This is a genomic window from Rhodomicrobium udaipurense JA643 (assembly GCF_000636015.1).
GTDB lineage: Bacteria > Pseudomonadota > Alphaproteobacteria > Rhizobiales > Rhodomicrobiaceae > Rhodomicrobium > Rhodomicrobium udaipurense.
In genome coordinates this window covers 1-11,594 of sequence record NZ_JFZJ01000100.1, presented here as the reverse complement: position 1 = coordinate 11,594, position 11,594 = coordinate 1, and the positions used below count along the sequence as shown (strand labels likewise).

General features: G+C 60.3%; 9 protein-coding genes, 1 tRNA gene and 1 pseudogene. 8 read left to right on the top strand and 3 right to left on the bottom strand.

The window, feature by feature from the left end:
- Positions 1-665 precede the first annotated feature (665 nt).
- The 5 genes from T281_RS18840 (at position 666) to T281_RS12975 (ending at position 8,927) form a co-directional block, all read left to right on the top strand.
- Positions 666-1,388: a helix-turn-helix domain-containing protein gene (locus T281_RS18840; RefSeq protein ID WP_155955243.1), complete on the top strand. Its 723-nt coding sequence runs from the start codon at positions 666-668 to the stop codon at positions 1,386-1,388.
- 64 nt (positions 1,389-1,452) lie between these two features.
- Positions 1,453-3,702, top strand: a complete 2,250-nt coding sequence (locus T281_RS12990) for a phage tail tape measure protein (RefSeq protein WP_037239741.1) — start codon at positions 1,453-1,455, stop codon at positions 3,700-3,702.
- Positions 3,703-3,710: 8 nt separating this feature from the next.
- Positions 3,711-4,184: a terminase small subunit gene (locus T281_RS17865; protein ID WP_162173177.1), complete on the top strand. Its 474-nt coding sequence runs from the start codon at positions 3,711-3,713 to the stop codon at positions 4,182-4,184.
- A 278-nt stretch (positions 4,185-4,462) separates the two neighbouring features.
- Positions 4,463-8,041 (top strand): chemotaxis protein CheB, encoded by a 3,579-nt coding sequence (locus T281_RS12980; RefSeq protein WP_162173176.1) that lies wholly within the window; start codon positions 4,463-4,465, stop codon positions 8,039-8,041.
- A 304-nt stretch (positions 8,042-8,345) separates the two neighbouring features.
- Positions 8,346-8,927 (top strand): recombinase family protein, encoded by a 582-nt coding sequence (locus T281_RS12975; protein WP_037239739.1) that lies wholly within the window; start codon positions 8,346-8,348, stop codon positions 8,925-8,927.
- 8 nt (positions 8,928-8,935) lie between these two features.
- Here T281_RS12975 and T281_RS12970 read toward each other — a convergent pair whose 3' ends face one another.
- Both T281_RS12970 and T281_RS12965 read right to left on the bottom strand, forming a co-directional pair.
- On the bottom strand, positions 8,936-9,217 hold the full coding sequence (locus T281_RS12970; RefSeq protein ID WP_037239746.1) for a HigA family addiction module antitoxin: 282 nt from the start codon (positions 9,215-9,217) through the stop codon (positions 8,936-8,938).
- 14 nt (positions 9,218-9,231) lie between these two features.
- A complete protein-coding gene (locus T281_RS12965) occupies positions 9,232-9,513 on the bottom strand; it encodes a type II toxin-antitoxin system RelE/ParE family toxin (RefSeq protein WP_037239737.1) in 282 nt (93 codons plus the stop codon).
- A 112-nt stretch (positions 9,514-9,625) separates the two neighbouring features.
- Here T281_RS12965 and T281_RS12960 point away from each other — a divergent pair, with 112 nt between their 5' ends.
- From T281_RS12960 to T281_RS19560, 3 genes and pseudogenes are all read left to right on the top strand, one after another.
- Positions 9,626-9,835, top strand: coding sequence for a hypothetical protein (locus T281_RS12960; RefSeq protein ID WP_037239736.1), 210 nt, complete (start codon positions 9,626-9,628; stop codon positions 9,833-9,835).
- Between the two features lie 135 nt (positions 9,836-9,970).
- A pseudogene (locus tag T281_RS19800) lies at positions 9,971-10,294 on the top strand (hypothetical protein); the annotation flags it as partial.
- A 43-nt stretch (positions 10,295-10,337) separates the two neighbouring features.
- Positions 10,338-10,850, top strand: coding sequence for a recombinase zinc ribbon domain-containing protein (locus T281_RS19560; RefSeq protein WP_245269240.1), 513 nt, complete (start codon positions 10,338-10,340; stop codon positions 10,848-10,850).
- Positions 10,851-11,139: 289 nt separating this feature from the next.
- Here the strand turns inward: T281_RS19560 and T281_RS12945 are convergent.
- A tRNA-Ser gene (locus tag T281_RS12945) sits at positions 11,140-11,229 on the bottom strand.
- Positions 11,230-11,594 lie beyond the last annotated feature (365 nt).

The window sequence follows — 11,594 nt, the reverse complement described above, 5'->3', positions numbered from 1 at the left end:
CACTCATCGGTCCACGCAGCCCCCAGCGCGGCTGCCCATCGTCTCCTACGACGCGAACAACCTCGCGCCACCCTCATCGACCACCGCCACGCTGGATTCGAGGTGAGGCCGCAACAGCCGCATATTCGCGCCGCCTGACGCGTGGACCGCATCGGCGATTTCTCGGTCCACCATCAGCCGATGTGCTGTATCTCGGTATTTTTCTGCCGCATCGGCGGCCTTTCGGGCCGCGGCCTCTGCCGATCGCCGGGCTGCTCGCTCCCGGTGGAGCGCCGCCATCACAGCGCTTACCGCGCCATCGTCGCCGCCTTCGGCAACATCCGCGCCCCGATCGTCGGACGCAGTCGTCTCATCATTCATTCCGGTTCTCCCGCTTCTCGCGCCTGTCCATCCTCTCGCAGTCCGGAACAAGTCGCGCGGCCATCTCGGCCCTAAACTCAAATATTTTATCTGATTCCTCGCACTGATATCCAGTATTATCGAGAATCTCTTGCGTAATATCGACGAACGATATCGAGCATCGGATGCCTTGCGACCGGTCGCAAAACGATGCCTTTGTAAAATTTTAGTGATATATATCAATGATATTGAGAGCTACCTGCAGAAGGTGCATTCAATTTCGAGGGCGACTTTCGAGGTAGGTTTTAGAAATATGTTATACTGCAATGAATCAATCGTCCGGTGATTTCATGTTTGAACCTTCATTTGCAACGTGGCGACGTGCCATCGGTTTATCCATTGACGAAGCTGCACGCGCGCTCGGTTTATCTAGAGGTACTGTTTGCCATCTCCTACGCGGCTACGATGTCGACGGTCGCCCCGTTGTCCCGCGCCAGGACACCCGCATGTTGATGGCCAGGGCAGATCGCCATGTGAGTTACCGGCTCTATGGTGGTCGTGGGATCGAAGTCGATGCTCGATGGTCGCGTTTCGCGGCGTTTCTCTCAGACATGGGAGACCGACCGATCGGAACCATGCTCGACCGCATCGATTCGGACGGCCCATACGCGCCGGAGAACTGCCGCTGGTGCTCACCACGCGAACAGGCGGCGTCACGTCGCCCGAACCGCCCTGCGCTTGCGCGTGCCGGCCGCAAGTCCGCGGCGCTTAAAAAGATTCGGCGCGCCGCCGCGCTTTCATCTTCCCCCTTCCAACCCGAGGTCAGGGACATGCACGACGACACCGTTTTCGATCCACTCGCTGGCGTTTCCCGTCCCGCTCCGCGTGATGCCGATGTGGAGGAAGTAGCGTTCGCGATCGCGGAAGGCGCACCCGCAATGGGTTTCGACGCTGGACTCCAAGCGTTCGCGGCGGCCTTCGCCGTCTTTCTGGCCGCCCATGATTTCCAGGCGGATCGCCAGCCGCTGAACGGGCTGTCGACATTGTGACGCGAGGCGCAATCGCCCTTCTGCGCAGTTCCGAGGGCACGGCACCCTCTTCGAGGGCGGTGCAATGAGCGGAGCTTACGATGTCTCTGTCCATCTTCGGCTTGTCGACGCTCTGACCGGACCGATGCATCATGCGCTCCTTTCCATGCAGCGCTTTCAGCACACGGTGCACGGCCTCGAAAACAATTTCGCCGGGTTGCGGGCTGCGCTCGCCGGTACGGTCGCCACCATGGCTGGCATGGCAACTTTCAAAGGCCTGCTGGCCTTTGAGCAGGCCGCCGAAGGCTTGGCGCATGCTGAGAATGCGCTCGCCGCCGCGCTTCCCCTCGCGCATCGCGGGATGGATATGCAGATCGCGCGCACGACTGCCTACGCCGAGGCAGGGCGCAATCTCCAGACCTCGCTGTCCGGCAACATCGAGGCGCTGCACGATCTCTACGGCGTGGTTCAGGACATGCATCACGCCGCTGAACTTCTCCCCGTGTTCAACAAGCTGCGCACGGCTCTGAGTTTCACGTCGGACGAAACCAAAGGGTTTGCCGGGGATTCGAAGCAACTCGCGAACGTTGCGCGTGCCTTCGAAATGGCGGGCCGCACAACTCCCGAGGCAATCGAGGCCATCTCTCACGCTTATATCAAATCCATAATTGCTCTTCGCGGTCGCGTGACAGGCGGGGATTTTCTCCAAGCCGTTTCCGGTGCTGGCGCTGCGCGATACGGCTGGACGGATTCGTTCATGACTGAGGTCTTGCCCGGCCTCGCGAATATCATGAAGGGGCGCACGAACGCCGGCATCGGCTTGTACCATCTTTCGAGCAATCTGTGGGGCGGCGTGTCCTCATCCTACGCGCAGGCGAAACTCCAGGAAAAATGGGGTTTACACAGCGCGGAAGATGAGGTCCGCGATCCCAAAACGGGCAAGTTTCAGGGATTCAGAGTCGGCTCCGTCTGGGGTGCGGACGTTCTCGCGAAAAACCCTTTGGATTGGGCCAACGCTCTGATCGAGAGATGGCGCGGCATGGGTGTGAACGTCGACAATATGGATGTTATGCGCGGAGTGGTCGCCGAGGTTGCTCGCGGTAACAAGGCCCTACAGGCGATACTTGATGAGCTTCTGCTGCCCGCCACTAATCGGCAGATGAACAAGGAGAGACAAAACATCCGTGGCGTCGAAGATCCAAATTTGCTGTCGACGGACGATCCAAAGGTATGGTGGCAAGCTCTTGAGCAACAATGGAAAAGCTTCAAGGAGGCAGTCGGAAACGCTTATGTTTCCGATTTCGTACGCAACTTTCTGAAGCCGTTGACGGTTGCGATCCGCGACCTTCAACAGTGGGCCATCACGAACCCGGGAACCGTTCGAAACCTCGCGCGCGCCTTTGCGGCACTCGGCGCTGCGCTTGTCTTCATCGGCAGCACGGCGATCATCGCCGGGATTGCGTCGATGCTTGCGGGCTTCGGGGGGATCGCTTTCGCGATCTCTGGCGCGGCTGCGGCGATCGTCGGCCTCACGGTCGCGATTGCTCTCAATTGGTCGCGCCTGCGGGAATGGGCGGCGGGGATGTCAGGGCTCGCCAAGGCGGGCGGGCTCATTCTTCTCATGAGCGCAATTGCGAACATGAGAACCCTCATTGCCGGAGTTTCGGCCCTCATGCTGGCAAACCCGTGGCTCGCACTTGCGACAGGCCTCGCCGTCGTCGCGGTTACGGTATACCGGCACTGGGATGAAATCGTTGCGCGCACGACGAAGGCCGTCGACGAGATTTCTGAGGTCCTCAAGCCGCTTCGCGAACGGTTTTTGGAGGCCTTGAAGCCCATCGATTCGGCCATGCAGAGGGCCGGCGATTGGTTGGGACGCCAACTTGGCGGGGAAGAGACACGCTTTTCGCCGGAGGAAATCCGCGCCTGGAATCCAGGGTACATCCCGCCGGACGATCATCCGTTTTCGGAAATGATCAAACAAGTCCGGGCGCGGCGGCGGGCTGAACAAGAGGCGGCAGCGCGGCTTCGATCGACGGCTGTGCCGTCATCTCCGGCATCCGCTCCCGCGCATCAGCCGCAAGCCCCTGCCCAGGCATCGTCGGCTCCGGCGCAATCAAAGCCTCGCGCGGCCTCGATTCCAGAGCGGGTTCAGGGTAGCGCGCAGATCGTCAATCATAACGAGCGAACCATCAACGCACCCATCACAATCACCCAGAGTTTCAATATCACGCAAACCCCGGCGACAACCGGCGCGATCGCTGGAGCTGTGAGAGCAGCGGGGCAGGATGTGGGCAGCCAGCTTCGCGGTGCTCTGTCTGATACGCCCCAATGAGACGCGGCATGGCGAAAAATCCGAAAAAATCGAGGCCACGGGAGCCCGCGCCGTCACCTTTGACCGAACGGGCGCGTCGGTTCGCGTCCGAGTACGTTATCGATGCCGATGGAAAGGCGGCGGCGATGCGAGCGGGGTATGCGGAAAAGAGCGCAGCCACAACGGCTTCGCGCCTCCTTGGTGATCCGCGCATCCAGGCGATCATCGGGGAGGCACGCACTCGTGTCGCGGCATCCGCAGAGGTCACAGCTGAGCGCGTGATCGGTCGACTTGCCGAGATCGCGTTCGCTCCGATCGCAGACAAGCCGACCTTGAAGCATCAGCTGGTTGCGCTTGGGCAGCTCACGCGCTTCTTCGCGCCGTCTCGCGTCGAGCTTTCGGGCTCGGTCACGATGATTGACCCCGACGCGGTGCGGCGAGAGCTTGCCGCGAAACTCGAACGTCTCGCTCAAACAGTCCCTTCATCAGGGCCAGATTCATGATTGATCATTATCAATCGCAGCGTGATGCGCGAAATATCGATACGCTCGCGCTCGCCCTCGCGGCTTAAAATAAAGACGCTGTATTGCGCCGAGGGCGACAGCGCTTTTCACCTCCACAGAGCAATTTCTAAGTGAAAAATTCAGCTACCAAAAGAGATCCATTCTAATTGTTTTGGAATAAATTTCCTAAGTTGTTTGCATCTGGCGGGCTTATGAGCCATGATGCCCTTGCATTGATCTTGGGCGAAATCCATCTCAAAATATTAAGGCCGATTATCATGACGGAGCACAAGCCGCGCCGAAAGAACGGTGGGGGTGCCTCCAACAAAGCTCCCCCGGTTTCCAAGGGCGGCGACGCCCTTCGCGCGCCTCGAAACGAAAATACCTCGTCGCCCCTCATCGTCGGCGTCGGCGCGTCGGCGGGCGGCCTTGAGGCATTCACAGCCTTTTTCGAAAACATGCCGCCCGATAGTGGCATGGCGTTCGTGCTTGTCCAGCACCTTGCTCCCGACCACAAAAGCATGCTCGCCGAGATTCTCGGCAAGACTACCGCCATGCCGGTTACCGAAGCGGCGGATGGCACCGAGGTCTTGCCGAACCAGGTGTTCGTTATCCCCCCCGACGCCACCCTCACCATCGCGAATGGCCGATTCGTTGTCGTCAAACCGGCGCCGCCGCGCGAGGTTCGCCGCCCGATCGACACCTTCATGTTTTCGCTCGCGCGCGATCAGGGCGAGAACGCCGTTTGCGTGATCCTCTCCGGCACCGGAAGCGATGGCTCGCTGGGTCTCGGCTCCATCAAGGAACATGGCGGCCTTACGATTGCTCAGGCTGAAGTCGATCATCAGGCCAAGCTTGGCATGCCCCGCAGCGCGGCGGCCACGGGCTTCGTCGATCATGTCCTGCAAGTGAAGGACATTCCGGCGAAACTGCTCGACTATCATCGCCATCTCGCTCAGGCGAAGGCGCACAAGAATGCCGAAGGCATCCGTAAGGATGCAGTTGAGCATCTGGCAGAAATAGCCACGCTGCTCCACAGCGCTGTCGGCCACGACTTCTCCGAATACAAGGAAAAGACCTTCGTCCGGCGTGTCCAAAGACGCATGCAGGTTCTGAATCTCGATAGCATGAATGGTTATCTCGAAGAACTGCGCGGCAATCCGAAAGAACTCGAATTATTGTTTCGCGACCTCCTGATAGGGGTCACTCAGTTTTTCCGCGATCCCGCCGCCTTCGAGGCACTCGAAGCGAAAGTCATACCCGCGCTCATCGCGGGCAGGGGCGCAGACGATCAGGTTCGCGTCTGGGTCGCGGGCTGCGCCACGGGCGAGGAAGCCTATTCCATCGCCATCCTTTTGATGGAAGCGGTCGCGAAGCTGCCATCCGCCCCGCGGATCATGATCTTTGCGACCGACATCGATGATCGCGCAATCGCGCACGCGCGCGCCGGACGATACCCAGGGGCGCTGCTGGACGCGGTTTCACCGCAACGGCTTGAACGGTGGTTTGTTCGCGAGGGCAATCATTACGCCGTTTCATCGGAGCTCAGGGAAAGCATCGTCTTCTCGGTTCATAGCGTGCTTCGCGATCCGCCCTTCTCGAAGCTCGACCTGATTTCCTGCCGCAATCTCCTGATCTATCTGGACACAGCGCTGCAAGACCGGCTGATCCCGATCTTTCACTACGCGCTTCGTCCGGGCGGTTACGTCTTCCTGGGGCCATCCGAGAGCATCGCCCGGCAGGAGCATTTCTTTACCGAGGTGGACAAGAAGCATCGCCTTTTTGAACGACGCAACGACACTCCCGCTGCGCTGCCGAGTCTTCCCTTGTCGTCGGCGGCATCGAGAGGCATGGCTCCCTCATCGGCAGGCACACCGAATCGCCGTGCCGCGGAAAGCGGCGTCGAAAGAGGCGCGCGCCGCGTGATGGAGCGATATGCTCCAGCCCATCTTCTCGTCGACCAAAAACACCAGGTGCTCAGCTTTTCGGGGCAGACGGGGAAGTATCTCGATCCGCAGCCCGGCGCCGCCAGCTTCAACCTCTTCAATCTGATCCAGAATGCTCTGCGTCCAGCGGCTCGCTCTCTCTTCCAGAAAGCCGCAGCGACGGGGCTGAGGGCGGTTCAGGAGAACGTTGCGATCGAGGTTGCGGGCAAGAGCGATTCCATAAACCTCATTGTCGAGCCGGTCCTTCCCGCGTCGGGTAAGGCCACGCATTACATCATGATTTTTCAGGATATCGAGCCCCCGAAAGAGCCAGCGGAAGTGCCCGACATGGAAGATCGGGGCATTGGCAGTAGAGAACTCGAAGCCGAACTGAGGGCCATCAGAGCGCGGCTTCAGGCGGCGCTCGACGAAGCCGAGCAGGCGAACGAAGACCTGAAATCCGCGAACGAGGAATATCAGTCTCTCAATGAGGAACTGCAATCGTCCAACGAAGAGTTGGAGACCTCGAAAGAGGAAATGCAGTCGATCAACGAGGAGCTACAGACCGTCAACAACGAGCTAAGCGAAAAAAACACGTCCCTGCATCGGTTGAACAGCGATCTCCAGAATTTGCTCGAGAGCACGGACATCGCCATCCTGTTCCTCGATGACGCGTTATGTGTGCGCACATTTACGGCCGCCTGCACGAAACTTTTCCACTTGCGCGAAGCGGACCGCGGGCGACCCGTCATCGAGATCGCCAGCCGTCTGAGCTATCACGCCATTGAAGCGGACGTTCGGAGCGCCCTCGCGGCGCTGTCCGTTGTCGAGCGCGAGGTTCATACGCCCGATAATGGGACCACGTTCCTGATGCGGATCAGGCCATATCGCACCCTCAACGGTGTCGTCGATGGCGTGGTGATCACCTTCGTCGATATTTCCGAGCAGAAGCGCCATCAGGAAACGCTCGCACGTCTCGCAGCCATCGTGGAGTCCTCGGATGACGCGATCATCGGCCATTCGCTCGAGGGCGTAATTTCGAGCTGGAACAGGGGCGCCGAAAAGATCTTCGCCTACACGGCGGAGGAGATAGCCGGAAAGCCACTTTCACTCCTCGTAGCGGCGGGAGATAAAGATGAGATGCCCGGCGTTCTGGAGCGGGTGAAGACTGGCGAAGCGGTCCAGAGCTACGAAACCTTGCTCGCGGCGAAAGACGGACAACGCATCCACATCTCGTTAACCGTCTCCCCGGTGCGCAACGCGGATGGCAGCATCATCGCTGCTTCGATCGTGGCGCGCGACGTCAGCGAAAGGGTTCGCTCGGAACGGCAGCGAGACCTGCTGATGAAAGAGCTGGATCATCGCACCAAGAACACTCTTTCCACAGTTCTTGCGATTTCAAGAGAAACCGCGCGGTACGCCACGACCCTTGCTGAGTTTGGCGACGCCTTCCAGGCGCGGCTTCTGGCACTCTCCAAAACGCACAATCTGCTCACGGCAAGCCATTGGGAGGGCGCTTCGTTGCGACGGATCTTCGCTCTGGAGCTTTCGCCCTACGGTCGCGAGGGGGCTGAACCCCGCTTCGCACTCGACGGCGAGACTGTGAACCTGTCTCCCGGGCAGGCCCTGATGCTCGGCATGGCTGTTCACGAGCTGACGACAAATGCCGCGAAGTACGGCGCGCTTTCTACCCAGTCCGGCAGGGTGGATGTCACCTGGAGTGTCGACAGGGCCGAGACCGAAGATTTGCTGCGGCTTAGATGGGTGGAGAGCGGCGGCCCGCCCGTGAAGCCGCCCACGCGGCAGGGTTTCGGGTCTCATCTGATCGAGAAAGGGCTCTCCTTGGAAACGAGAGGCGAGGTTTGTATGGATTTCGCGCCCACGGGTCTTAGGTGCGCAATCGCCATTCCGCTCAAGCGCGCGGAGAACTGACGGCGATCTCGACTGCAAATGGCGCCTTGCCTGCGAATCGAGCAGGCAAGGCCTAGGTCCTCGCGTTTTCTGCTTTTGCAAGGGCCAGCGGGTGCGATGCGCTTCCATAGTGTCCGCTCTCGACCAACAAAGCTTCTTAGCGGATCGATCCGCTGAAAAAGCGATTTTTGATGTGCTATGCGTCTCTCGCATGATCCAACTTGTCCGACTCTCAAATGAGACACTTTTGCGTCCTTTTAGAGTTGATTTTTGGCTTTTCGGACGCTACATAGGAATGGTCTAGAACCTAATCGGACATTCCGCCATGATCCGCAAAGCCCCACAGCCCAGAGCCTTCGGTTACGCTCGTGTCAGCACGACCGACCAGGAACTTACCATTCAGCAAGCCGCACTCGAAGGAGCGGGTTGCTTGAAAATCTTCTCGGAGAAGAAATCCGGGACGCGACGCGACGGCCGCACCGAACTTGAGGTTCTGCTTGAATGCGTTCGGGAGGGCGATGTCGTCGTCGTCACCCGGATCGACCGCCTCGCACGTTCTGTCAAAGATTTGCAGGACATCGTCCTCGAGCTGCGTGAGCGCGGCGTGGCACTGCGGGCTACCGAACAGCCCATAGACACTACCACCGCCGCCGGAAAAGCTTTTTTGGACATGTTGGGCGTGTTCGCCGAGTTCGAGACGAACCTGCGCCGCGAGCGGCAATTGGAGGGCATTGCCAAGGCAAAGGCTGCGGGCGTGTACACCGGCCGGAAACCGTCGCTCGACGTGGACCGCGTCAAGACGCTTTTCGCGGCGGGGAAGAAGCCTACTGCGATTGCCCGCGAGCTTAAGATGGCGCGCTCGTCGGTCTACCGGGTACTCGGCAAGGACGCCACCGAAGCGGCTTGAACCGCTGGTCAGGCCGCGCGCGGGGTGATCTTCGAGAAATCGCCCGTCGCGGTCGCCTTGCTCAGATCGTGCGCAGCTTGCAGGTTCAGCCAAAAGCGCGGATCGGTGCCGAAGTAGCGACCAAGCCGTATCGCGGTGTCGGCGGACAGGTCGCGGCGCCCGCGCATGATCTCGCTCACCCTGTTCGGCGCAACGTCGATGGCAGCCGCAAGCGCCCGCGCCGAAAGGCCAAGGGGCACGAGAAACTCTTCCCGAAGGATTTCGCCGGGATGCGTTGTAATTCGGGTCATGCCCTCACCTTCCTTCAATGGTAGTCGACGATTTCCACGTCTTCCGGCGCGTCGTCATCCCACAGAAAGACAACGCGCCATTGATCGTTGATCCGGATCGACCATCGTCCCTTTCGATCGCCCTTCAGCTTTTCAAGCCGATTGCCTAGCGGCGCTCGAAGGTCTTCCACCCGAACCGCTGCGTCGATCATGTCGAGCTTGCGCAACATAACGGCGCGAATTGCCCGCCATCGCGGCGGACACTCATCCTTTCGGTAAAGACGCTCCGTGTCGGCGTCAGCGAAGCTTCGGATCATGCCGTATTATGTGATACGACACACGTATCAGTCAAGGCGCCGGGACTTGCGCCGAAATTGACTATAAAAATGGAAATGTGCATCTTGAGCGGGGCAGAATAGGGGGAATTGCATGAGCGTCTACGAAACGGCGGTCTCGCATGGCGGGGAGGTGCTGACCTTTCTCGCGATCGGCGCAGCGGTTGGGGTCGCGATAGGCATCGCCAAACGCCTGGCCGAAGGTCGCGCGCCAGCGACGTGGAACCGGGTCAAGCCGTTTTCGAGTGCCGTGATATCTTTCATGTCATTCTCCATGAGGGCCGCGGCCCGGTTGAAAGGATGATGCGGGGATGCTGCGGGACGGACGCGACAGCTGCGCCCGCCCCGCCCCCGCTACCGCTCGTCCGGGCATGCGGACCCGGACGCACGGAATTTCCCGGAGATTCTCTCGCCTGACGCACGCGAGACGCTCCAAACGATGCCAAATGCTGGCGTTGGCCACGCGATCGCCAGTCGCCCATCCGGGAGGCGGACGCCATGGACGGCGTGCCTCCCACGAGCTGCTTCGATCGCCTGCCGCACCGCACGCTTTTCGACCTCCGTCAGGCTGTCGAACGCGCGGCCGCTCTCGTCGTCCATTTCGGTCATGCCCGCCCGCCGATCGGTGTCGCCGCTGACAGGCGCGCCAAATATTCGGATTCCGCATCCAGGGCCTCGACGATCGAGCCCATGCGCTCAGCGCCAGATTCACCGCATCCTGACCCGGCCGACCTATATCGGCCGCCATGAGTTCAACAAGCGGAGCAAGAGCAAGGAACTAAAACCGGTCAGTGAGATAATTCCGGTTGAGGTCCCCCCCCCTGGTCGATCAGGCCACTTTCGATGCGGTGCAGGCGCACCTGCGATCACGCAATCCCAAGGTCACGCCGGCTCGCGTCGTCAGCGGGCCGACCCTGCTGACCGGTATTTGCTTCTGCGCGAAATGCGCGGGCGCGATGACGCTGAGGACCGGCAAAAGTAACCGATACCGCTACTACACCTGCTCGACCAAAGCCCGGCAGGGAGAGACCGGCTGTGTTGGACGAAGCGTACCGATGGAAAAGCTGGACACCCTTGTTGCCGGCCATATCGAGCACCGCCTGCTGGCTCCCGAGCGACTGGAGGAGGTTCTCGCCTCGGTGCTGGACCGCCGCCAGGAGCGCTCCGAGCGGCGGCGCGAGCATATCGCCGAGTTGAACAAACGCGCGGCGGAGGCTGACCTCCGCCTCAAGCGGCTCTATGACGCCATCGAGACCGGCCGTCGCCGATCTGGACGACCCGGGCCTGAAGGAGCGTATCGCCGGGCTGAAGGCGATTAGAGACCAGGCCCAGGCTGACGGCCATCGGGCCCAGGACATGTTGGAAAGTGCGGCTCAGCAACCGGTCACCGCAACGATGCTGCGCAAGTTCGCAGCCACGGCCCGCCAGAGGATGCGAACCGAAGGCGGCGGCTATCGCCGCGACCATCTGCGTGCCTTGGCCCAGAGGGTCGAGGTTGGCGACCGCGAGGTCCGCATCATTGGGTCGAAAAGCGATCTGCTCAGAACGCTCACGGCGATTTCGGGCGTAAAATCGGCGGCCAGTGGCGTTCGCAGTTCTGTTCTGGACTGGCGGAGGGGGTGGGATTCGAACCCACGGTACGGTTGCCCGCACGCCGGTTTTCAAGACCGGTCTATTCAACCACTCTAGCACCCCTCCGAACCAAAAAAAACCAAGCGATTTCAATATCGTAACGTGTTCACGTTTCGTTAGCAACGCTTCGGTTTACACCTCGGTTTACAGCAAATATCAGCGCAGCCCGATTTGCGCAACCCATGACTGTTCTAGTTTTTTCGTGGCTCGCGTCGTTCAAGGCGCGCGTGCGGGACATGTGCATCCCTCCTCGCGGAGCAACTGCGATGGCGATGTGTCGGGAGCTTCTTCGCGTTTCTTCGGCGCAAAGAAGCTCCGTCTCCTGTTTAGCATGCGGAAGCGAGATGCGTCTCTCTCTCGCGCGCTTCCGAAGTGGCTACTTCAGCGACGCATAGGTATTGGCGTCGACGTTGAACGTCAGGCCGCCGAAG